The following is a 23,957-nucleotide window of genomic DNA, read 5'->3' on the forward strand; positions in this document are numbered from 1 at the left end:
ATCTAGTGGTTTAAAAACAAATCATTCCTCTAAATCGCTAATTTTTACTGACTTTTGCATCATGACACCAGCAGAAATAAATAAAAAATGGAAAGAACTTCAGGAAAGAATCGCTAAAGATTTTGATTCAGAACTTCCCGACATGAAAGTGATGCTTTTTTTAATTGGTGTTCAGGAACTCGGAAAAGGGCCTTTAAAGTTTAGTAAACGCCAAAAAGAAGAATTAATGCATATCGCGAATTGCAGAATTTTTAGTGAATTGGGCTTTTATGAGCTTGAAGGCATCGATCAGGACGGTTGGCCGCATTGGAAAATAGTGAAAAAGATTCCAGCCTATACTCTTTTAGAACAAGAGATGATTATGCGATCTTTAATAATAAGCTATTTTGAAAATCTATAAATAATTTAAACAATGAAAAAATACCTATTAATAATTCTATTTCTTTCTGTTAGCACTGCTTTCGCAAAACCTAAACATCATTTTGTACGAATTAAAACCAATAAGGGTGAATGCATTATTATGCTTTACAATCAAACCCCAAAGCACCGTGATAACTTTTTAAAACTTACAAAAGAAGGCTTTTATAATGGTACTTTATTTCATAGAGTTATTCAAGAGTTTATGATTCAAGGTGGCGACCCAAATTCTAAAACCGCAAGTCCTGGTCAGGCATTGGGTTCTGGCGATTTAGGCTACCGCGTACCAGCCGAATTTAGAGATAGTTTATTTCATAAAAAGGGAGTATTGGCTTCTGCAAATGATGGTAATCCAGAAAAAGCATCTAGCGCAAGCCAGTTTTATATTGTTCAGGGTAAAAAGTGGACAGACGATAGCCTTGACGAACTCAGAAAAAAAAGAATGAATAACCGGGTAATTCCTGAATCACATCGCAAGGTTTATAAAGAAATTGGAGGCAGTCCTCACCTCGATCAAGGCTATACCGTTTATGGTGAAGTTGTAATGGGACTAGAAATGGTTGATCTTATTGCTGCTGTGCAAAAATCTGCTACTAATAGACCCTTAGAGGATATAAAAATGGAGGTCAGCATCCTTAAAAATAAAGAGGCTAAGAAAATTGAGAAAAAACTAGGCTTAAAAAATAATACTCTTTAGAATCTATGAAAATAATCTCTTATAATGTAAACGGCATCCGAGCGGCGCTCAGCAAAAATTGGTTAGACTGGTTAAAAGCGGCCAACCCAGATGTGATTTGTTTACAAGAAATAAAAGCAACACCCGATCAAATTACTGACTTGGTTTTACTTGAGCAATTAGGCTATGAACACTATTGGAATCCTGCCGAGAAAAAAGGTTATAGTGGGACAGCTATTTTTACCAAAATTAAACCTAAACATGTAGAGTACACATCAGGAATGGATGATTATGACCGTGAAGGACGAATTATTCGAGCTGATTTTGATGGAGTATCCGTAATGAGTACCTATTTTCCTTCTGGATCAAGTGGTGATGAGCGTCAAGCATTTAAATATCGCTTTTTAGACGATTTTCAAGAATATGCCGATAAATTAAAGCTTGAATTCCCCAATCTGGTAATCTCTGGTGATTATAATATTTGTCATAGGCCGATTGATATCCATAATCCGAAATCGAATGCTAATTCGTCTGGCTTCTTGCCTGAAGAAAGAGAATGGATGGAAAATTTCATAAAAAGTGGTTATATCGATTCCTTTAGACATTTTAATGCCGAACCACATAATTATACTTGGTGGAGCTACCGCGCAGGTGCACGAAATAAAAACTTAGGCTGGAGAATCGATTATAATATGGTGTCGGAGGGACTTCAAAATAAGCTAAAGCGGGCAGCAATTTTACCTGAAGCTAAACATTCTGATCATTGCCCAATATTGTTGGAGTTAGATTTATAATTAAAAACGCCAAATTTTATCCGGACAAATACAGAGGTCGAGTTTGGTATCAAACTCATTTAAATCGCTGATTTGATTTACGGGTTCAAAAAATGAAATTCCTGCTTTTTGAACATCTGAGCGACATTTACTTAAAAATCGATCATAAAAGCCCTTTCCATAACCGGCACGGTTCCCCTGCTTATCAAATGCTAGTAAGGGGACAAAAACTAAATCAATCTGATCATTTGCTAGTATTCTGCCATGAATTGGCTCCGGAATATCAAATTTATTTCGGACTAAAACCGTGTGATCATGATCATAAAGAACATTTTCCATTTCAAAGGTTTCGAAATTTGTTCTTGGGATAACTATCTGTAATTGAGGGTAATTGTGTTTAAAATAATTAAGAATAGAGAAGGTATCAATTTCTTGATGCTTCTTGATAGGCAAAAAAATATGAACCACCTTGTATTTAGACCAATCAAATGATTTTATTTGATCCAATAAATTATCCATCAAGATCCAATACTGAGACCTTGATAAGCCCTGTCTCTTTTCTAGAAATTGTTTTCGCAAAGAAGCTTTATCCACGATTCTAATTTATGAAACTATATTAAAAATAATCGAGGAAATTATGATTTAAAAGAGATAATATCCTGAATTAAAAAAGCTTATAAAAAACAAACGGCCTTTCCAATTCTGAAAAGGCCGTCATATTAAAAAAAACAAAACTATTTTACTCTTTCAATATAGTCGCCAGTACGCGTATCTACTCTTACCTTATCTCCTTGATTAACAAATAAAGGAACACGGATTTCAATACCTGTTTCAACAGTTGCATTTTTCAATGCATTGGTAGAGGTATCACCCTTAACAGCAGGCTCGGTATATGTGATTTCTAATTCAACACTTGCAGGTGCTTGTGCCATAATTGGCTCATCACTTTCAAAAGAAACAATAACATTCATTCCTTCTTTCAAAAATCTAGCGGCAGATCCGAAAAGAGTTTTTTCAACGCTAAATTGCTCGAATGAAGTATTATCCATGATCACAAAATAATCACCCTCTTCATAAAGATATTGGTAATCACTTGTCTCTACACGACAAATCTCTACTTGCTCATCAGTCCCCATTCTAGCCTCTACAATTTTTCCGCTACGAATATTACGCAATTTACCAATGTAAAATGCACCCCCTTTACCGGGTGTACGGTGAATAATTTCATCAACAGTCACTAATTCGCCGTTGTAACGTAAAATGTTTCCTGATTTAATTTCTGACGCTTTTGCCATGATTTATTGAATTATTTCGAGGTGCAAAGATACAGGCATTTTGTTAAATTTCCAAAGGAAAACGCTTGATGTTATGGAGTTTAGGTGCTAGATAGGCTATTTATAATCGGCAAGATTTATCTTATGCCGACAAAAACTGTATTCTTGCTCTTGATTGGAGCAAATAATTACCAAACGATCTGCACATTGACTTGATGCTAGTTGCAGGTACCATTCTAGCCCTTGTTGATCTAAATTGGAGCTCGGTTCATCTAGCAATAATAATTCTGTATCTGAACAAAAGGCTAAGGCTAATTTTACTCTTTGCTTCATGCCCGAGGAAAAATGTTTAAGAGCCTTAAATTCTGAATTTTTTAAACCAAGTAAGTTTATCAGACTTCGCTTATCAAATCCTTCTCGGTATTTCTTGAAGCGAAAGTGGAAATCAATGATTTCTGATAGAGTAAATTCTTCTATTAATTCTAAATAAGGGGCCGCCATGCTTTGATGGATAAAAACCTGATCCTGATCAAGTAATGTATCTCCCTGAAAATACTTTATGGTACCTTCAGAATTAGTAAGACTCCCAGATATAAGCTGCAATAATGTTGATTTTCCGGCACCATTGGCACCTAAAATGGCATAGGTTTGACCACTTATAAACTCATAATTCACATCCCTAAAAATCCATTCGCGATTAAATCGTCTACCGATATGCTCTAAGCTGATTTTCATATGGAATGTAAATCCAAGGGTTTATTTTTAAGAATTACCAAAACCCTTCATAACACCTCTATTTGAATTACGGATAAAATCAAGGATTTCATCACGTATTTCAGTAGGTTCACGCTCGGTCTCAATAATATCTAATGCCTTACTAACATTAAATTTCTTTAAGAAAATGGTACGGTAAATATCTTGAATTTCATTAATCTGGTCAGAAGTAAATCCTCTACGACGTAATCCCACAGAATTAATTCCAACATAAGACAATGGTTCACGTCCAGCCTTAGTATAAGGTGGAACATCCTTGCGGACTAATGAACCACCCGAAATTATAGAGTGAGCCCCAATAGATACAAATTGATGAACTGCCGAAGCCCCACCAATAAAAGCAAAATCTTGAACCTCAATGTGTCCGGCTAACTGAACCGAATTAGCAATAATTACATTATTACCAATAACACAATCATGCGCCACGTGCACATAAGCCATTAACAAGCAGTTACTTCCAATAGTGGTAGTGTTTTTGTCAAGCGCCGTTCCACGGTTTAAAGTCACGCATTCGCGGATAATGGTATTATCACCGACAGTAACCGTTGATGGTTCGCCTTTATATTTTAAATCTTGTGGTGGAGCCGAAACAACCGCACCAGGAAAAATGCGGCAATTCTTGCCAATTCGGGCACCGTCCATAATTGTAACATTGGATCCAATCCAAGTACCTTCACCAATTACAACGTCCTTGTAAATGGTAACAAATGGTTCAATAACTACAGTATCGGCTATTTTAGCCTGAGGATGTATATATGCTAAGGGTTGAATCATACGCTTTCTTCGGTTTCTTTTACTCTGATTATTTGGGCCATCATCTCTGCTTCAACCACAACTTTATCTCCAACCATTCCCACTCCTCTCATCTGGCAAATACCTCTACGAATAGGTTCCATTAGGTCGCAACGGAAAACTATCGTATCGCCAGGTAAAACTTGAGCACGGAATCTAACCTTATCAATCTTTAAAAAGTAGGTGAGATAATTTTGTGGATCAGGAACAGTACTTAAGACCAATATTCCGCCGGTTTGTGCCATAGCTTCAATCTGGATTACTCCAGGTAAAACAGGCGCGCCAGGGAAATGACCTTTAAAGAACTCTTCGTTCATGGTGACATTTTTGACCCCAACAACATGCGATTTTGAAAGTTCAAGGATTTTATCAATGAACAAAAATGGTTGTCTGTGAGGCAAAATATTCATGATCTGAACTACATCATATAGAGGTGTAGCGTTTGGATCATAAACCTGAATGTTTTTTTTGGATTTTTCTTTCTTAATCTGCGCCTTAATTTTCTTTGCAAAGGCTACATTGGCGGCATGACCTGGTCTGGCAGCCATAATATGACCCTTCAAAGGCACACCCACAAGGGCTAAATCGCCAATCATATCAAGCAGCTTATGACGGGCTGGCTCATTTTGATGACGAAGTTCAATATTATTTAATATTCCTTCTCTAGCAACATCAATATCATCGCGGTTAAATAGTTTAGCCAGATTCTTCAACTCATCTTTACTAACCTGTTTATCAACAACTACTATCGCATTGTTTAAGTCACCACCCTTAATCAAATCATGCTTTAATAACATCTCCAATTCATGAAGAAAACAAAAGGTACGGCATGAAGCAATTTCCTTTTTAAATTCTGAAAGTGTGGTTATAGCAGCATGCTGACTTCCCAAAACTGGCGAATTATAGTCGATCATGCAGGTAAATCGATAATCATCCAAAGGCATTGCTACCATCTCAACCTTACGATCAGGCTCAGAATAGTGTATATTGGAAGGGATACTATAGTATTCACGATATGCTTCCTGATCCACAAATCCAGCTGTTTCAAGAGCTTCAACAAACATAATTGAACTACCATCCATGATTGGGATTTCTGGTCCGTCAAGCTCAATCATTATATTATCTACTTCTGTACCTACTAGACTAGCCAATACATGCTCCACTGTATGAACACTTGCACCGTTTTGAGTGATTGTTGTTCCTCTTGAAGTGTCTGTAACATTATCTACATCCGCATCAACAATGGGTGAACCGGGAAGATCGATACGCTTAAATTTATATCCATGATTCTCTGGAGCTGGTTTAAAGGTCATCGTAGCCGATTTTCCGGTATGTAAACCAACGCCATTTACAGATATTTCAGATTTAATTGTTCTTTGTTTTACATTCATAGTATTGATTTGTTCAGGTTGAAACTGATCATAACAAACGATTTTTTATAATGTTTTCGAGTTCTTCGATTCTTTTTTCCAAATCAGGTAATCGTCTGGTTACCACTTGTACTTTTAAAGATTCACGCAAAGGGCTCAAAGGAAAACCATTCCAACTTTGATTTTCTTCCTTTATGGTATTGTTCACCGCCGATTTTGCACCAATATTACTACCATTAGCTATACTAATATGGCCCACAATTCCAACCTGCCCACCAATAATACAGTTTTCCCCAATCTTTGTACTACCGGATATTCCTGTTTGTGCAGCAATTACGGTATTTGCTCCAATTTCAACATTATGAGCAATTTGTATTAAGTTATCTAGTTTAACACCTTTTCGGATAATTGTAGATCCCATTGTAGCTCTATCAATGGTAGTATTTGATCCAATTTCAACATTGTCTTCAATTACAACATTTCCAATTTGGCTTACTTTTTTGTAAGCACCCTCTGGTCCTTTTACAAAGCCGAATCCATCGCCACCAATAATGGCACCAGAATGAATAATGACATTATCGCCAATAGTGCAATTAAAATATACCTTCACTCCGGCATATAGGGTAACATTTTTACCTATTACTACATTATCTGCTAAATAGGTACTCGGATAGATTTTACTTCCATCACCAATGGTAACATTAGGACCGATATAGGCTAAAGCTCCAACAAAAACATCCTTGCCAATCTTTGCAGTTGGATGAATGAAACTCGGAGTCTCAATACCACTTTTCTTTGATTTTATTAGCTCATCATACTTTTCTAAAAGCACCGAAAATGCACTGTAGGCATTATTAACCTTAATTAAGGTAGCTTTTATGGGCTGAGTAGGTGAAAAATCATTATTTACAATAATCACAGAAGCACCCGAAGTGTAAACATACTGTTCATATTTTGAGTTTGCTAAGAAGGATAAAGAACCTTCACCCGCCTCTTCAATCTTTGAAAGTTGATTCACTGTCACCTCAGGATTCCCTTCTACGGTTCCCTCAAGTAATATTCCAATCTGATGTGCAGTTAATCGCATGCTGCAAATTTATGTGTTATTAGTTAACGAACAAATTTTGAGTTTAATTGCTTGTCTATTATTTGACATTTTTCAACTCCTTTACATAACATAGTATGTATTTTTGAACTGTTTTGGCCAAAGCCTCTAAGTTCGAATAATCTGAAGCACCGGCTATATCTTGAATAGAACCATCTTTCATCAATATTTTAACACTTCCATCTCCCACACTATATGCCTTGTTTTTTATGGTATCAGTAAATACGAAATATGAGGTATCATCGTCAGAAATTTCATACTCATCAGTTACTTTGTCGGCCAAATTATTAATTCTCTCAATCGATGGAGGCTCATTACTTATCTCAACCTGATATAAATTTCTATCAATTAGGTGCGTACAAAGCGTTGATAGAATTAGATCTTCATCATTTACCCAAACCTTAATTGAGGTAAATATGTCATTATCGTCAAGTTTTGTAAAGCGCTCAATGTTTAGGGGATTATTTTTAAAATCCTCCATGCTAATCGAATTCTTCAAGAAATATGAAAAACAAGGACTTGCAAAAAGGTTTCTGCCCTCATGGCTTAACTCTTTTGCTCTTTCCAGTATTTTAACAAGCATTTGCTCAGCAGCAATAACCGTTTTATGCAAATAAACTTGCCAGTACATTAAGCGGCGAGCAATTAAGAATTTCTCAATCGAGTAAATACCTTTTTCTTCTACAACTAACTGATCATCAACTACATCAAGCATTTTAATAATTCGGTCGAAGCTTATTACTCCTTCTGATACTCCCGTGAAAAAACTATCCCTGTTTAAATAATCCATTCGATCAAGGTCTAATTGACCCGAAACCAATTGGTATAAAAACTTTTTATGATAGCGATTATTGAAAATTTCAAGTGCTAATCCCAGCTTTCCATCAAACTCGTGGTTTAAATTATCCATCAATAAGGTGGAAATATGTTCGTGTGAAACGCCATCTACAATGGTATGTTCCAAGGCATGTGAAAATGGTCCGTGACCTATATCATGAAGTAAAATGGCAATAGTTACTGCTTGTTCTTCTTCAAAAGATATAGCTTGCCCCTTACTTTTTATAGTCTCTAAGGCAAGTCCCATTAAATGCATTGCACCCAATGCATGATGAAAACGTGTGTGAAGTGCCCCAGGATAAACTAAATGGGTCATTCCCAGCTGTTTTATATAACGAAGTCGCTGAAAATATGGATGCTGAATGAGGTCAAACACCAATTCAGATGGAATGGTGATAAAACCGTAAACAGGGTCGTTTATAATTTTTTTCTTATTCAAGTTTCAAACCTTATTTACAAAAATTGTTATTTTTAATGACAATTGAACGTTAAATTAATCTCAATGGTCTAATATTTGCTAATTTTACTGTGAAATGCAGGAAACAACAATATTATGGGCCGACGATGAGATCGACCTTTTAAAACCACATATACTATTTCTGAACGAAAAGGGTTACAAAATAAAGACTGTAACTAATGGAAATGATGCGCTCGACTGTTTCAAAAAGGAGAATTTTGATTTAGTTTTTTTAGATGAGAATATGCCGGGCTTAACCGGACTTGAAACTCTAGCCAAAATAAAAACAATAGATCCAGATATTCCAATTGTGCTCATCACAAAAAATGAAGAGGAATATATGATGGAGGATGCCATCGGATTTAAAATTGATGATTACCTAATTAAACCGGTTAATCCCAAGCAAATTCTTCTGACTATAAAAAAGCTAATTGATAATAAGCGCCTAGTGAGTGAAAAAACATCCATGGCTTATCGTCAAGATTTTAGAACATTGGGAATGACCATTAATGAAAATCTTAATTTTTCGGAATGGATAGATTTTTACAAAAAATTGGTTTACTGGGAATTATCTCTAGAAAAATTAGAAGACGAAGGAATGCACGAAATATTAACCGTGCAAAAATCAGAGGCTAATGTTCAATTTTCGAAGTTTATTGAAAAAAACTATTTAAAGTGGATGAAGGATCCTTCATCTGGCCCCATTACCTCCAACCAATTATTTACCAAAAAGGTTTTTCCGGCCATGGAGCCAAAAAAACCAACATTTTTCATTTTAATTGATAATTTAAGATACGATCAATGGAAAATGATTAATTCCATTTTGGTAGATTATTATCGTGTGGAAGAGGAAGATACCTATTACAGTATTTTACCAACTGCCACTCAATATGCTAGAAACGCCATTTTTTCTGGATTAACACCCTTAGAAATGGAACGCCGCTTTCCAGAAATGTGGCAAAATGATGAAGACGAGGGTGGAAAAAACCTATTTGAAGAAAAGTTTCTTGCCGATCAAATTCAAAGGGTAATGCGCAAAGACTGTAAGTATTCTTATAATAAGATTTTAACCTTTGAACAGGGTAAAAGCATTAGTGAAAACATCAACAATCTAATGGCAAATGATCTTAATGTGATCGTTTACAATTTTGTGGATATGTTATCTCATGCACGTACAGATATGGCGATGATTAGGGAGTTAGCCAATGATGAAGCAGCATATCGCTCATTAACGCTCTCTTGGTTTGAGCATTCACCACTTCTCGAACTATTAAAAAAACTATCTCAAAAAAACATAAAACTTATCATCACTACCGACCATGGTACCATTCGGGTTAAACATCCAAGTAAAGTGGTTGGAGATAGAAATACCAATTCAAATTTGCGTTATAAACAGGGTAAAAATCTGAGTTATAATCCGAAAGAGGTTTTCCATATTAAAAACCCACATGAGGCGATGCTTCCCAAATTGCACATGAGCTCAAGCTTTATTTTTGCAAAAGAAGATGGCTATTTTGTTTATCCGAACAATTACAATCATTTTGTAAATTACTTTAATGAGACTTTCCAGCATGGTGGCATCTCGATGGAGGAGATGATTGTTCCTTTTGTAACTTATAGTCCTAAATAATTCTTCCTGTATTTTTGAGCTATGGAAATTCTAGTTGAAAACGAAAATAAACTTAAGGATGCGGCAGAGTCGCTACTCAAATTCGCTGAAAATGAAAAAATATTCTTGTTTCAAGGGGAAATGGGTGCCGGAAAAACAACATTGATTAAATCTTTATGCTTACAATTGGGAATGCTTGAAAACGTAAGCAGTCCAACCTACTCACTAGTTAATGAATATGTTTTCCACGAGGGGAGAATTTTTCATTTCGACTTCTTTCGTATTAAAAATGAATCAGAAGCTTTTGATCTCGGATTTGAAGAATACCTTACATCGGGCGATTATTGTTTTATTGAATGGCCGGAAATGATTCCCAATTTATGGCCAGATAGCTTTTTAGAAATAAAAATAATTGAAACCGAAAGTGGAATTCGAAAAATATTTGCTCAAAAATATTCAGAATCTTGATTTTGAACCTAGGCGAATTTTCAAAAAATTCGTATCTTCCTAAACCTTATTAAAAAACAGAACAATGAGTGAATTGTCAGACATTGCAAGACAAGCTATGATGCGTCCGCAAGAGGCGATGTTGGAAGTGAAAAACAAAAAAAACAGCCTCCATATTGGTATTCCAAAGGAAACATCATTTCAAGAAAATAGAATTGCACTTACTCCATTGTCTGTAGGGTTGCTGGTTCAAAATGGACATGAAGTTGTGATTGAATCGGGTGCTGGTTTAGCGGCAAATTTTCCTGATAATCACTTTAGCGAACAAGGCGCGAAAATTACCTACGATAAAAAAGAGGTGTTTAAATCTGACATCATCATTAAAATAGCTCCTCCAACTGATGACGAGATTGCTATGATGAAAATGGGTCAGGTCTTGTTCTCAGCCATTCAAATGTCGACCACCAAGGTGGATTATCTGCAGTCATTAATGAAGAAAAATATTACGGCTCTATCATTTGAATACCTCAGAGATGAGGGCAATGTATTAAGCGTAGTAAGAGCAATGAGCGAAATTGTTGGGGCAACTTCCGTATTAATTGCTGCCGAATACCTAAGCAATGTTTTTGAAGGGAAGGGCCTAATGTTGGGTGGCATCACGGGTGTTCCTCCAACAGAAATAGTTGTTTTAGGTGCTGGCACAGTTGGCGAATATGCCACAAGAACAGCACTTGCACTAGGTGCCGAAGTAAAAGTTTTTGATAGTTCTCTTTATAAGCTACGTAGATTACAAAACAATATTGGCAGCCGCGTTTTTACTTCAGTTATTCAGCCTGCCGTTCTTGAAAAAGCGCTTTGGTGCGGTGATGTAGCCATCGGTGCAATTCGTGCAGAGCATGGTAGAAGCCCTTGTATCGTGTCAGAAGAAACGGTAAGTAAAATGAAACCCAACTCGGTAATTATTGATGTTAGCATCGATCAGGGTGGATGTTTTGAAACCTCCAGAATCACCAATCATAAAGTTCCAACATTTAGGAAACATGATGTAATTCACTATTGTGTTCCCAATATTGCTTCGCGCGTTTCAAGAACAGCTAGTTACGCCTTAACTAATATTTTTACACCCATCATTCTTGATATTGGTGAAATGGGAGGCATGATGAATCTGATTTGGGATAGACCCGGAATCAGAAATGCCATTTATCTTTATCAAGGAAAATTAACGAATAAAGATCTTTCCGAACGTTTTAATATTCCCATGAAAGACCTTGATCTTTTAATTGTATCTCAAAGATAATGCGCAAGTTCATTTTATTTTCCCTTCTAATTTTAACAATTGGAGCGAGAGCACAACAAAATAAAGCGTCCCAGCTGCTAATTATAAATGATATGCATGCATATCAATCATCAGTAAAATCTGATAAAAACAAAGAGCTTGTAGAAATAAAGAAATGGATACCCAATATCAAATTGGATATCCGCTATGCTACAAAAAACAATTTCGCAAAAATTGCGGTTTATAAACAAGCTAAGGCATTTGCGCGACTTCCAGTAGTTGAAGCGCTTAGAAATGTGCAAAATGAGCTAAATAAATCGGGAATTGGCTTAAAAATATTCGATGGGTACCGCCCATATAGTGTAACCGTTAAGTTTTATGAACTAGCAAGCGATAAAAGTTTTGTTGCCAACCCCAAAGATGGTTCAAGACATAACCGAGGTTGTGCCATTGATCTCACTTTAATAAATTTAAAAACAGGAAAAGAGCTTGAAATGCCTACTCCTTATGATAGCTTCGCCCCAGAAGCTGCTGCAAACTTTGACAAACTATCTGAACAGGTATTAAAAAACAGAGCATTGCTCATAAACACCATGGAAAAAAATGGATTTAAGGTTTTAAACAATGAATGGTGGCATTTTGATTTTAATGGTTGGAAAAATTTCGAACTAATGGATATTCCTTTTGAGGATCTCTAAATAATTAAGATACTCTTCCATTTAGCTCATTAACCAAATTGACTAATGTTTCAATTTCTTCTTTTTTATGAGCGCTATTTAGCACTATTCTATTGAGCTTTTTTCCCTGAGGGTCTGGATAAGGAAAAGAAGAGAATTTAATCCCCCTATTTAATAAACCTTCAGCCAATGCCTCATCATTTATAAGAATAACAGGGAAATCTTTAATAAAAAATAAGCCCTTTTCAGAATGTAGTAATTCTATAAAATAATTGATGTTTGTTCTTAGCTTACTAAGTTCTTGGTGATGGTTTTCTTCTGAATGAACAAATGCATAAAGAATTCCTGGTGAGGGTGGCGAGCTTCCAGCATAAATTGCTGAGCCTCGAAGCGATTTAATGATAGACGAATTAGCAAGAATTAAACCCGCATCCAGTCCAAATGCCTTTGCCATCGAAGAGATAACTATCTTCTGAATATTGGGAAGATCCGGTATTTTAGAATAAGTGCCTTCACCCTGCTCACCAATTATCCCAAGTGCGTGTGAATCGTCGACTAAAATCACAACTGAACAAGATTCTTCAATTCGCGAAATCCATGAAAAATCGTAAATTTGCGGTTCTAGGTTATTTAAAGCGTTAGTTATGATTAGTGTGGGACTTTTCGACTGGTTTATCTTTTTGACGGTTTGTTCTACCCAATCAGCATAATTTATCTTAGGAATTGAAGGAATTCCAATATGTAAAGCCGGATGTGAGTCGGGTGCATAAATAAATTGGTGACTAGCATAGTAATGTTGGATCACCAATTGAGCAGCTAAATATCCACTTGAAACAATTATAGAATCGTCTGATAAAAACCTTTTGGCAGCCACCGCCTCTGCTTTAGAAAATATATCAAGGGTGATGTTATTATTCCGCGAAGCTCCATGGTTTATACCATAAATCTCCATACCCTTAAAAACCAGTTTTCTGAAACTTTCATTAAATGGCATCCCAAGGTAAGCGGTACCACCAAAAAACAAATCAATCTGATTAGCAGGAGCCATTTTTATTTGCCTCCTTATTTAATTTGTGAACTACGATGAGGTGATCCATATTGCTTGGTTCTCAATGCAACCTTTGCCATATGGTCAATTTTTACTTCGAAGAAAAAATCATAATCGTCATCCGTTAAAGCGGCTAAAGGACGAGTAGCACCAAATGATTCAATAAGTTCAAGCACCGTATTTGAATGGCCTATGATCAAAACCTTTTTGTTTTTATACTTTGTTTTTACAAGTTCAGATATGGCCTTATAATTATGAGCATCATACTCTATAATACTAAGTCCATTGCGTTCTGCAACAGCAGCACCTGTTTGCTTAGTACGTTTAAATTTTGATGAAAATACAGCATCAATTTGTTGATTCTTTAATTTTTCATTTAAATCTTTAGCCCTTTCTCTACCCATATCATTTAATTCGGGATCTTGGTTTTTAGGGTCACTTATATCCTTCTCGGCATGTCTCACAATGTAAATAGTTGTGGTACTTGGTAGCGCATTACTACAAGCATAACTTATAATTGTAAGGATTAAAATAAGAATGGTCTTTTTCATTTTGTACTAAAATAAATGAGCTATACTCAATACTGTGGCAAGCCCAGAATCAAATATAGCTCAATGGTTTAAATAGACCAATTATCTAAACTATTTAAAATCCATATAATTTTTAAAGTTGTATGGTATCGGGACCAGAAATTTTATTGATATGACAAGCGCATAAACCTCCGCTTAATACAAAATCTGCTTGTATTTTAACATTTGTTTTCGAATTGGTAGCTGTAACCTGCACATTATCTCCTTTCTCTGAGAGTTTTGTTTTATCAGAATCGCTGGCTACTATATAAAGACCCTGGTTAGCCATATCATTTAAAGGGGTCATTGTTTCGCCTGTTCGCTTATTTATAACGGTAAAATCTTTTACTATTTGCGGATTACCATTAGCATCAACAAACCTAAGACTTACAGTACGAAATTCTTTTGTGCACACAATATCTTCACACTCAACAGAGTCTGAACAAGAAAGCATTAAGAAGCCTAGAACCAAAAACAAACCGATGGTTTTTTTCATTTTTTAATAATTTTGATTGATTGTATTAATTATTTTTTCCATTTCTGCTCTAATAACGGCTGTCGGCTCAGTAAAATTGTTATTCATAAACGAAAAAATATATTTTTTTCCTTTGCGACTAATAAGGTAACCACTCTGGTTATGGTTATTTGACAGACTTCCTGTTTTGGCAAAAACATAAGGCTTATCCGATTTATAGATATTTTTAAGGGTACCCGTTTTGCCACCTTGGGGCAATAAATCAAATAATCTTTCTTCATCCGAAACCTCATCATATATCTTTTCACAAAGCTTAACCATTGTGCGTGGGGTAAAGAGATTTTGACGAGACAGTCCAGATCCATCTACCCAAAGTGCTTTATCTGGCAAATCTGAAAGATAGTTTTTTGTAACATGGTCTATAACAAGAGATGTATTCATTTCCATCCCCTTTGTAGCTGCAATGTTTAACAAAATATGTTCGGCAATAAAATTATCACTAGGCAAAAGCATCGCACGGAAAAGAGTATCTGATGGTACACTATACCATGTTTTAGCATCCAATGGTTTTTTTTGTGAAGTGATTCCCGAAAAATTAGGAAAGCTTTGTTTCAATAATTCACTCACCACTTGGTCCGATACTTTAAATGGTACAGTTTGATTAAAATTAGATGGAATAGCGGAATTGGGTATATGAAACTCGTTGTTGAATAAATTACGACGAATTCTGAAACGAGTAGAGGAACTTGTCTTTTCTGTTTGAAGAGTAATTTGTCCGCCATTAACAATCTCCGGATAAGTACTTAATGCATTATTCTTTTTACTGAAGAAGACAACGTTTCCATAAATAGGAAGTTCAGATATTTCGGGCTGATAATAATCGTTATAATCATCATAAGACCAACCCATTCCATAAAAATCACCATTATATAAACCATTTGACCAATAAAGTTTTTTCTTTGAAGAACTTAGGTTTTTCAAAACCCTTTGCTCCCTTAGTTCCCTGTTTAGAAAAGAAGGATCTGCTGTACCCCAAAAAATTAATGAGTCGCCACGTTCTACATAATGCAATCCCGCTATAGAATCTTTAAGAAGTTTTAATCCAGCATAAAATGTAAAAAGTTTAGTGTTTGATGCTGGAGTAAAATATTTATCACTGTTAAGTTCAACTAGCATCTTACGCTTTTCTAGATCATAAAGGGCAAAGCCAGTAAACTGTTGCTTAAGCACTTCTGAATTCTTAAACATTTTAAGAATTTTACGTGGGGGAATGTTTTTAGCGGCTAAATACTCAATACTTAAAAGAGTAATTAGCGCCCAGATTAACATTTTAATTTTCATTAGCTTATTTTTAAATATTTAACAATGAATGTTCACTTTTATAAAAATAGTAAAGAATTATAAGCTTATGAGCGAAATTCTTATAAATCACAGAATTACCAATTACGATGCTTATTGGTCTAATAACAAAGTTTTTCTACTTAATTAGCAAAACAAAAGCTTCATATATTGTAATTTTATTATGATAGATAAATAAAAAATGCTCAAAAGTCAGTTCTAATTTTAAATTTGTAGAATACTAAAACCTAAACCATTATATAAATTAACTATGACAAAAAACTACCGCAACCTACGAGTTGCTGCAGTAGCAGCGCTGGTAATTGCAATTGGCTTAAATGATGCAAACGGCCAAGATCGCAGAAATGGTGGAGCTCCGGCTCAGGACCCCGCCAAAACAACTACTCCGGCGCCTCCGGCAAAACCGAGTACGAGTGGTATAAAACCATACAAAGAGGTAATAACCGACAAGGCTAAGACCGACAATGGACTATTTAAAGTTCACCGCTTGGATGGAAAATATTTCTATGAAATACCTGATTCATTGTTTAACCGTGAAATGTTGGTGGTTACTCGCTATGCAAAAACCCCAACCGTAGATGGAACTTATGGTGGTGAGGAATTAAATGAGCAGATTTGGAAATGGCAAAAACGTGATAAACAAGTTTTTATCAGAATCCCATCTTACAGAAACATTGCTGATGAAAAATCAGATATGTTTGAATCGGTAAAAAACTCTAATCTTGAAGCAGTTTTATCAGCATTTGATATCAAGGCAATCAATAAAGATTCGAGTTCAGTTGTAATCGATGTTACAGAACTTTTCTCAAAAGATGTACAGTCATTAGGTCTTCCTCAAGGTGTTCGTACTCAGTACAAAATCAGCACAATGGATGAGGCACGTAGCTATATTGACACCATCAAATCTTTCCCAATTAATATCGAAGTACGTTCTTTAAAAACTTATCGTGCTTCTGATGCTCCTGGTGATAAATCAATTGGTTCTATGACGGTTGAGATTCATAATTCTATGCTTCTTTTACCTAAAGTGCCATATAAAGCTCGTTTCTCGGATGATAGAGTTGGATTCTTTGGTCAAAGTCAGACCGATTACGGACTTGATGCTCAAAAAGCACAGGTTACTAGATATGTACACCGTTGGAGATTAGAGCCAAAAGATCCTGAAGCATACAAGCGCGGCGAATTGGTTGAGCCTAAAAAACAAATCGTTTACTATATCGATCCAGCAACTCCAGTAAAATGGAGACCATACCTAATTGCCGGAGTAAAAGATTGGAATGCAGCATTTGAAGCGGCTGGTTTCAAAAATGCAATTACAGCTCTTGAACCACCAACAGACGATCCTGATTGGTCGCCTGAAGATGCTCGTTACTCGGTAATTCGTTATTTTGCATCTAATATTGCAAATGCTTATGGTCCACATATTTCTGATCCACGCTCTGGCGAAATTATGGAATCAGACATTGGTTGGTACCACAACGTAATGAACCTTGTTCGTAATTGGTTCTTTGTTCAAACTGCAGCTATCAACCCTGATGCTCGTACTCCTAAGTTTAAGGATGAAGTAATGGGTCAATTAATCCGTTTCGTTTCTTCTCATGAGGTTGGACATACATTGGGTTTACCTCACAATTTCGGTTCAAGTGTTGCTTACCCTGTTGATTCTTTACGTTCTGCAGCATTCACTAAGAGAATGGGCGGTACTGCACCATCAATCATGGATTATGCTCGTTTTAACTATATCGCTCAACCGGGTGATGAGGGTGTTGTTCTATATCCTGGAGTGGGTGAGTACGATAAATGGGCTATCAAATGGGGATATACTTGGTTTGATAATCAAACTCCAGAAGAGGAAGCTAAAACACTAAATAAGTGGACTATCGAAAGAGCTGGAAATCCTAATTATTTCTACGGTCAACAAACTGGAAATCCTATTGATCCACGTTCTCAATCGGAAGATCTTGGAGATGATGCCGTAAAAGCTTCTCAATATGGTATTGCTAATTTAAAGCGTATCCTGCCTAATATTGAAAAGTGGACTTATGAAGAGGGCAAACCATATGATAACCTTAGAGAGCTTTATGGTGAAGTTTTAGGTCAGTGGAACCGCTATATGGGACATGTACGCTCTAATATTGGTGGTATCTATGAGAATGATAAAACTTATGAGCAAAAAGGGCCTGTGTACACGCACGTTGAAAAATTGAAGCAAAAAACCGCTGTTAAGTTTATTAATGATCAAGCCTTCGCAACACCTAATTGGATGCTTGACCAGAATGTTTTAAATAAATTTGATAATGCTGGGATAGTTGATCGTTTAAGAAGAACTCAAGTTGGTGTTCTTAACGGAATACTTGATTTTTCTCGCCTTAGCAGAGTTATAGATAACTCTGTGAAAAATGGTACCAATGCTTATTCAATGCCAGAATTGTTCTCTGATCTTAGAAACGGTATCTGGACTGAGCTAAATACGGGTGCAAATGTGGATACTTATCGTCGTAATTTACAAAGAGCGTACATTGAAAGAATGTCTTATCTCTTAAATGAAAACGAGGCTCAAATACCAGCACAATTTGCCGCTATGGCTGGTCCACAAATTGATGTTTCTCAATCAGATATTCGCCCAATGGCACGTCAAGAATTGAAAACTTTGGCAGCTCAAGTTAGATCTTCTCTAGCTAAATATTCTAACCCAGTAATTAAATCACACTTAGATGATGTGCTTGTTCGTATCGACGAAGCATTGAATCCAAAGAAATAATTAAAATCAATTTTAAAAGCCCCGTTTCTGAAAAGATTCGGGGCTTTTTTGTTTTTACTGTTTTAAAAAAGCTAGAATAAATCCCGTTCATTATCAATATATTAGTATCATATTTTAATCTATGAAAGCATTTTTCTTAAGCTCAGTGTTTTCGATTTTTATTTCAATTAGTTTATTTGCGCAAAGTGATTCGCTTGCTGTTATAAATGCTCAATGGACTAAAGAAAAAATCACTAAGGGCATTATATTAAAAACCTTCTGGTTTCAAAACACCTTATTCAATTCCAATCAAAACGTAAGTGTTTTGGAAGTAAACAGAAAGGGGAAATATGTGTTTGACCTTGGTTTTGATGCTAAAAAGCTAATTACAACAGGGGATTTTGGAAAACAAGCAAATGCTATAGCTGCCCTAAATGGTACTTTTTTTGATATTGCCAATGGGGGTTCGGTTGATTATATTAAATCAAATGGTGAGATAATTAACGAAAACCGACTTTCAAAAAATGGGAAAAGAGCCAATCACCAAAAATCAGCTCTATTGTTTCAAGAAGGTAAATTAAGTATAGCAAAGTGGGACGGGAAAGCTGATTGGGAAAAAACACTCGTGGCTGATGATATCATGGTTAGCGGACCCCTATTAATTTTGAACCAAAGCGAAGAAAAATTAGACACCGCAAATGTCTTCAACAAAACCAGACATCCAAGAACCGCTGTAGCCATCACAAAAAACAATAAAGTTTTATTAATTACAGTGGATGGACGCAATGCCAATTCGGGTGGTATGAGTTTATTTGAATTAAGTAAGTTGATGCGCTGGCTTCATGCCGATGATGCTATAAACCTTGATGGTGGTGGTTCTACCGCTCTTTGGATAAATAATTGGGGTGAAAATGGGATCGTAAACTATCCCACAGACAATAGAAAATGGGATCATGAGGGACAAAGAAAAGTCGCAAATGTGCTCCTCCTAAAGAAAAAATGAGTCTAAATTTGTAAGAAAACTTAAATAAGCCATTCTTATATTTAAGGATTGTAGAAAAATAAACCTCTAATTCTTTTAAGACTAGATTATCAATGAATGCTTCCGAAGAAAATTATATCTATCTATTAGCTAAAATTGATGGTTTTATTCGGAAATATTACCTCAATAAGATCTTAAAAGGACTTTTATTTCTTTTTGCTTCGGCTTTAATCGCTTTTATCTTTATAATAACCGCAGAGCATTTCGCACGCTTTGACTCAATTATAAGAGCTTTTTTATACTACTCATTTATTCTAATCAATCTTTGGGTATTGGCAGGATATATTTTGATCCCAATATTGTCTTATTTCAGACTGGGTAATACTATATCGCATGAACAAGCATCAAACATTATCGGACAACATTTTGCACCCATAAAAGATAAGCTTCTCAATACCCTCCAACTAAAAAAACTTTACGATTCAAACCCCGAGCAGCGCCAATTAATTGATGCCAGCGTTAATCAAAAAATTGCAGAACTAAAGCCAATTCCCTTCACATCTGCAATTACCTTAAATGATAATATCAAATACTTTAAGTTTGTGCTCGGCCCTTTAGCTGTTCTGATATTCCTGTTTTTTGCAGCACCAAGCATTTTAAGCGATAGCACCACCCGTTTAATCAACTATGACCAGCAATTTATTGAAAAGGCGCCCTTTGAATTTAAAATTTTAAACGAAAGCCTTTCCGCAGAACAAGGAAGTGATTTTACTGTGCTAGTTAAAATGGTGGGCAATCAAATACCAGCCGAATTATACCTTGAAAGCGGCCAGAATAGCTTTAAGCTAAAGCGAGAAAACACTATTCGTTTCAATTATACCTTTAAGAATGTTCAAAAAAACCAAAAATTCAGACTAAGTGCAGGTAATTTTAAATCGGATGAGTATTCTCTTGAAGTAAAAACGAAACCAAGTATTTTAAACTTTGACGTTTTTATCGAATACCCTAAGTACCTCCAAAAGAAAAGTGAGAATTTAAAAAACTCAGGCGATTTATTGGTTCCTGAGGGTTCAAAAATAAATTGGAAGTTTAATGCTGAAAATAGTGATCTAATTGATATTCAAATAAATACAAAAAAATATCGGATTAGCCAGACTAATTCTAATCTATTTAAATTCAGTTACCAAGCATTAAAGAGCTCTACTTATCGTGTAAGTCCAGGCAAAAGCGGAATTAATTCAAGCCAATCGGTAAACTATCAAATTCAAGTAATTCCGGATCTTTTACCTCAAATTGAGCTTAGTGAAAGTCAAGATTCTATCAATAAACAGGTTTTATACTTTACCGGCCAGATTAGCGATGATCACGGTATTTCGAAGCTTACATTCAATTACCGAGTTCTAGATCCAAATAAAAAAGCTAAAGAGATCACAAAAACTATCGAATTTGATAAGAACTCCAATCAGAGCAGTTTTATCCATGCATGGGATATATCAGCAATTTTAGGTGATGAAATTGAATATTATTTCGAAGTGTTTGATAATGATGGGGTTAATGGACCTAAATCAAGTAAAACTATTAGTAAAAAATTAAAAGTTCCTTCTCAAAAAGACATCGATCGGATTCTTGAAGCAAAATCAGAAAAAATCAAAGACAAAATGGAGGAGGCCATTAAAAAGGCTAAAGAACTCGAAAAAGAAAGCAAAAAGCTAAACCAAGAACTTCTCAACAAAAGCAAGCTGGGCTATGAAGAGAAAAAACAATTTGAAAAGCTGTTGGAAAAGCAAAATGACTTAGAAAATCTGGTAAAAGAAATACAAAACGAAAACAAAGAGAATAGTTTAAGCCAAAAATCAATAGAAAATGAAGAAATTCTTGAGAAAAAAAGGCAAATAGAAGAATTGTTCAATAATGTACTAGACGAGAAGACAAAAGAAATTTTAAAAAACATCGAAAAACTGCTTCAAAAAAACATGAAGGAGCAAAGTCGTGAGGATTTATCCAAAATTCAAATGGATAATAAATCGCTACAAAAAGAGCTTGATAGAATTTTAGAACTATACAAGCAGCTTGAATTTGATCAATTACTAAGTGGAGCCATTGAAAAACTAGGTCTATTGGCGCAGGAACAAGATAAACTAGCCGAAAAGAGCACACAAAAAAATGCCGACCTCAATAATCTCAAAAATGAGCAAAATGACTTAAATGAAAAATTCAATGAATTAAAAAAAGATTTTAATGAATTAAGTCAGAAAAATGAAGATTTAGAAGAAAAAAACAATTTCGATGAGCCACAAAAAGATTTAGATCAAATAAATCAAGAGCTTAAAGAAAGTCTGGATAAACTAAACAAAAAAGAGCAAAAAGCTGCAGCAGAAGAGCAGAAACAAGCGGGAGCTAAAATGCAAGAGCTTTCCAATAAGCTTAAAAAAATGCAAGAAGAGGAAGAGGAACAGGAGGATAAGATAAACAGCAGTGAGTTAAGGCAATTATTAGAAAACTTATTAAGCGTCTCTTTTGAACAAGAAAAAATAATGAAAGAGTTGCGTGGTATAAGCACTATTAACCCAGATTATGTATTAAAAATCCAAAAACAAAAAAACATACAAGTCAATTTTAAACTAATTGAAGACAGCCTTTATTCTCTTAGTAAGCGAGTTCCTCAAATTCAATCAACAGCCAATAAAGAGGTCCAAATAATAAATCTAAACGTAAAAAATGCACTTGAAAACCTAGCTGATCGTAAAACAGCCGAAGCAAATCGCGACCAGCAATATGCCATGACCTCCATTAATAATTTAGCCTTAATGCTTACTGAAGTATTAGATCAATTAGAAAAAGCTCAACAAAATGGGAAATCGGGAGGAAAGGGTAAAAAGAAACAAAGTTTGTCGCAACTCAGCAAAATGCAGGAGCAATTAAATAAAAACATGCAAAAGGCTCGTGATGAAATGCAAAAGCAAGGTCAGCAAAAACAAGGCAATCAGAAAGGAAATATGAGTGAAAATTTTGCTAAAATGGCCCGAGAACAGCAAATGATTAGGCAATCTATGCAAGAAATAAACAGATTAGAAAATAAAGATGGACAGGGCGGTCTCGGGAATTTGGAAAAAATAATAAAAGAGATGGAACAAACTGAGACGGATCTCGTAAACAAGAGAATTAAAGAGGAAACACTAGAAAGACAAAAAGAAATTCTGAGCAAACTATTGGATGCCGAAAAAGCTGAAAATGAACGCGATGAAGAAGAAAAAAGAGAAAGTACTGAGGGAAAAAATCAGGCACCTATAAATTCGAAATTGATGCTTGATTACCTTAAAAACAAAGAAAAAGAGACTGATTTACTTAAAACAATCTCACCATCATTTAATTCATTTTATAAAATAAAGGTGTTAGATTATTTTAAATTTTTAAATTCGGGCAATAAATGATCAACCAAAAAGAATATTCTGATAATACTTCATTGTACACACTGCAATTGGCTTCAAAGATTGACAGTATTACGCTATTGGAAAATTTTATCGATGAGCTGAATGTAAAATATAATTTCAGCGATGAAGTGTATGCCAATGTTCTTACTTGCTTAAGTGAAGCGCTTATCAATGCTATTTTACACGGAAACGCCCAAAACCCAGAAAAAAAGGTTTACATAAACCTTGAGGTAATAGAAAATAAACGCTTGGTTTTCACCGTTACCGATGAGGGAAACGGCTTTGACTTTAACAATATACCAGATCCTACAGCTCCAGAAAACCTTGAAAATCTCAGTGGAAGAGGTATTTTCATCATAAAAAAACTGGCTGATCAATGCATTTTTAATTCCAAAGGAAACGAACTGGAACTTCATTTTAAAATTTAATGTCTAACCTAGCTATTCGCTTTTTTACTGAAGATATTTCGTTTTCCCTTAAAAATAAAGCTCTTGTCAGAAAGTGGATTAAGCAAACAATTATCGATGAATCTCATAAATTACGTGAGCTAAACTTTATCTTTTGCAGTGATCAATACCTGCTTTCCATCAATCAGCAATTCCTAAATCACGATACCTATACCGACATCATAACTTTTGATAATAGCGATAAAGAGGGACTCATTATAGGTGATATTTTCATTAGTGTAGATCGCGTTCAAGAGAATGCTGCAAGCTTTAAAACAAAGCTGGAAGATGAACTACAGCGCGTTATGATTCATGGAACCTTACACCTGCTTGGATACCCAGATAAAGGGAAAGAAGCAAAAGCAATCATGACCCAAAAAGAAGATTTTTACCTTTCAAAAAGAGGCTTTTAGTCCGCCAAAA

23 protein-coding genes are annotated in these 23,957 nt (G+C 35.3%); 12 read left to right on the forward strand and 11 right to left on the reverse strand.

Features of this window, described 5'->3' with window-relative positions:
- The first annotated feature begins 61 nt into the window (after positions 1-61).
- Genes QZ136_RS01650 through QZ136_RS01660 form a run of 3 tightly spaced genes read left to right on the forward strand, consistent with a single transcriptional unit; the run spans position 62 to position 1,887 of the window.
- Complete coding sequence (locus QZ136_RS01650) at positions 62-400, forward strand: hypothetical protein (protein ID WP_291399611.1); 339 nt, start codon at positions 62-64, stop codon at positions 398-400.
- 12 nt (positions 401-412) lie between these two features.
- A complete protein-coding gene (locus QZ136_RS01655) occupies positions 413-1,114 on the forward strand; it encodes a peptidylprolyl isomerase (protein ID WP_291399613.1) in 702 nt (233 codons plus the stop codon).
- A 5-nt stretch (positions 1,115-1,119) separates the two neighbouring features.
- A complete protein-coding gene (locus QZ136_RS01660) occupies positions 1,120-1,887 on the forward strand; it encodes an exodeoxyribonuclease III (RefSeq protein WP_291399615.1) in 768 nt (255 codons plus the stop codon).
- On the opposite strand, the gene QZ136_RS01665 is transcribed toward QZ136_RS01660, so the two are convergent.
- The 7 genes from QZ136_RS01665 to QZ136_RS01695 all read right to left on the reverse strand — a co-directional run bounded on the left by QZ136_RS01665 (position 1,888) and on the right by QZ136_RS01695 (position 8,457).
- Positions 1,888-2,460 carry a 5-formyltetrahydrofolate cyclo-ligase gene (locus QZ136_RS01665; protein WP_291399618.1) on the reverse strand — a complete coding sequence of 191 codons (573 nt, stop codon included), beginning with the start codon at positions 2,458-2,460 and terminating at the stop codon, positions 1,888-1,890.
- Between the two features lie 140 nt (positions 2,461-2,600).
- Positions 2,601-3,161, reverse strand: coding sequence for an elongation factor P (gene efp, locus QZ136_RS01670; RefSeq protein WP_291399619.1), 561 nt, complete (start codon positions 3,159-3,161; stop codon positions 2,601-2,603).
- Between the two features lie 96 nt (positions 3,162-3,257).
- Entirely contained in the window at positions 3,258-3,875 is a 618-nt protein-coding gene (locus tag QZ136_RS01675) for an ATP-binding cassette domain-containing protein (protein ID WP_291399622.1), read from the reverse strand.
- 27 nt (positions 3,876-3,902) lie between these two features.
- Positions 3,903-4,688 (reverse strand): acyl-ACP--UDP-N-acetylglucosamine O-acyltransferase, encoded by a 786-nt coding sequence (lpxA, locus tag QZ136_RS01680; RefSeq protein ID WP_291399624.1) that lies wholly within the window; start codon positions 4,686-4,688, stop codon positions 3,903-3,905.
- A complete protein-coding gene (locus tag QZ136_RS01685) occupies positions 4,685-6,097 on the reverse strand; it encodes a bifunctional UDP-3-O-[3-hydroxymyristoyl] N-acetylglucosamine deacetylase/3-hydroxyacyl-ACP dehydratase (RefSeq protein WP_291399626.1) in 1,413 nt (470 codons plus the stop codon). The genes lpxA and QZ136_RS01685 overlap by 4 nt, the downstream gene beginning before the upstream one ends.
- 28 nt (positions 6,098-6,125) lie before the next feature.
- On the reverse strand, positions 6,126-7,163 hold the full coding sequence (gene lpxD / locus QZ136_RS01690; RefSeq protein ID WP_291399628.1) for a UDP-3-O-(3-hydroxymyristoyl)glucosamine N-acyltransferase: 1,038 nt from the start codon (positions 7,161-7,163) through the stop codon (positions 6,126-6,128).
- Between the two features lie 58 nt (positions 7,164-7,221).
- Complete coding sequence (locus QZ136_RS01695) at positions 7,222-8,457, reverse strand: HD domain-containing protein (protein ID WP_291399630.1); 1,236 nt, start codon at positions 8,455-8,457, stop codon at positions 7,222-7,224.
- Positions 8,458-8,551: 94 nt separating this feature from the next.
- Between QZ136_RS01695 and QZ136_RS01700 the strand changes: the two genes are divergently transcribed.
- The 4 genes from QZ136_RS01700 to QZ136_RS01715 all read left to right on the forward strand — a co-directional run bounded on the left by QZ136_RS01700 (position 8,552) and on the right by QZ136_RS01715 (position 12,505).
- Positions 8,552-10,105: a bifunctional response regulator/alkaline phosphatase family protein gene (locus QZ136_RS01700; protein ID WP_291399631.1), complete on the forward strand. Its 1,554-nt coding sequence runs from the start codon at positions 8,552-8,554 to the stop codon at positions 10,103-10,105.
- Between the two features lie 21 nt (positions 10,106-10,126).
- Positions 10,127-10,552 carry a tRNA (adenosine(37)-N6)-threonylcarbamoyltransferase complex ATPase subunit type 1 TsaE gene (gene tsaE, locus QZ136_RS01705; protein WP_291399633.1) on the forward strand — a complete coding sequence of 142 codons (426 nt, stop codon included), beginning with the start codon at positions 10,127-10,129 and terminating at the stop codon, positions 10,550-10,552.
- 64 nt (positions 10,553-10,616) lie between these two features.
- Positions 10,617-11,828, forward strand: coding sequence for an alanine dehydrogenase (locus QZ136_RS01710; RefSeq protein ID WP_291399635.1), 1,212 nt, complete (start codon positions 10,617-10,619; stop codon positions 11,826-11,828).
- Positions 11,829-11,920: 92 nt separating this feature from the next.
- Complete coding sequence (locus QZ136_RS01715) at positions 11,921-12,505, forward strand: M15 family metallopeptidase (RefSeq protein ID WP_291399637.1); 585 nt, start codon at positions 11,921-11,923, stop codon at positions 12,503-12,505.
- A 4-nt stretch (positions 12,506-12,509) separates the two neighbouring features.
- Here QZ136_RS01715 and QZ136_RS01720 read toward each other — a convergent pair whose 3' ends face one another.
- The 4 genes from QZ136_RS01720 to QZ136_RS01735 form a co-directional block, all read right to left on the reverse strand.
- Complete coding sequence (locus QZ136_RS01720) at positions 12,510-13,532, reverse strand: aminotransferase class I/II-fold pyridoxal phosphate-dependent enzyme (protein WP_291399639.1); 1,023 nt, start codon at positions 13,530-13,532, stop codon at positions 12,510-12,512.
- Positions 13,533-13,546: 14 nt separating this feature from the next.
- Complete coding sequence (locus QZ136_RS01725; protein WP_291399641.1) at positions 13,547-14,083, reverse strand: histidine phosphatase family protein; 537 nt, start codon at positions 14,081-14,083, stop codon at positions 13,547-13,549.
- 112 nt (positions 14,084-14,195) lie between these two features.
- A complete protein-coding gene (locus tag QZ136_RS01730; protein ID WP_291399643.1) occupies positions 14,196-14,597 on the reverse strand; it encodes a hypothetical protein in 402 nt (133 codons plus the stop codon).
- Between the two features lie 3 nt (positions 14,598-14,600).
- Positions 14,601-15,917: a D-alanyl-D-alanine carboxypeptidase gene (locus QZ136_RS01735; RefSeq protein WP_291399645.1), complete on the reverse strand. Its 1,317-nt coding sequence runs from the start codon at positions 15,915-15,917 to the stop codon at positions 14,601-14,603.
- 268 nt (positions 15,918-16,185) lie between these two features.
- Here QZ136_RS01735 and QZ136_RS01740 point away from each other — a divergent pair, with 268 nt between their 5' ends.
- The 5 genes from QZ136_RS01740 to ybeY all read left to right on the forward strand — a co-directional run bounded on the left by QZ136_RS01740 (position 16,186) and on the right by ybeY (position 23,947).
- The gene (locus QZ136_RS01740; protein WP_291399647.1) at positions 16,186-18,696 is read left to right on the forward strand and encodes a zinc-dependent metalloprotease; all 2,511 of its coding nucleotides are present in this window, start codon (positions 16,186-16,188) and stop codon (positions 18,694-18,696) included.
- A 121-nt stretch (positions 18,697-18,817) separates the two neighbouring features.
- The gene (locus QZ136_RS01745; protein ID WP_291399649.1) at positions 18,818-19,678 is read left to right on the forward strand and encodes a phosphodiester glycosidase family protein; all 861 of its coding nucleotides are present in this window, start codon (positions 18,818-18,820) and stop codon (positions 19,676-19,678) included.
- Between the two features lie 92 nt (positions 19,679-19,770).
- Positions 19,771-23,088: a DUF4175 family protein gene (locus QZ136_RS01750; protein WP_291399651.1), complete on the forward strand. Its 3,318-nt coding sequence runs from the start codon at positions 19,771-19,773 to the stop codon at positions 23,086-23,088.
- Positions 23,085-23,516: an ATP-binding protein gene (locus QZ136_RS01755; RefSeq protein WP_291399653.1), complete on the forward strand. Its 432-nt coding sequence runs from the start codon at positions 23,085-23,087 to the stop codon at positions 23,514-23,516. Before QZ136_RS01750 ends, QZ136_RS01755 begins: the two co-directional genes overlap by 4 nt.
- A complete protein-coding gene (gene ybeY / locus QZ136_RS01760) occupies positions 23,516-23,947 on the forward strand; it encodes an rRNA maturation RNase YbeY (protein ID WP_291399655.1) in 432 nt (143 codons plus the stop codon). Before QZ136_RS01755 ends, ybeY begins: the two co-directional genes overlap by 1 nt.
- Positions 23,948-23,957 lie beyond the last annotated feature (10 nt).

Source organism: Daejeonella sp., assembly GCF_017495225.1.
Lineage (GTDB): Bacteria > Bacteroidota > Bacteroidia > Sphingobacteriales > Sphingobacteriaceae > Daejeonella.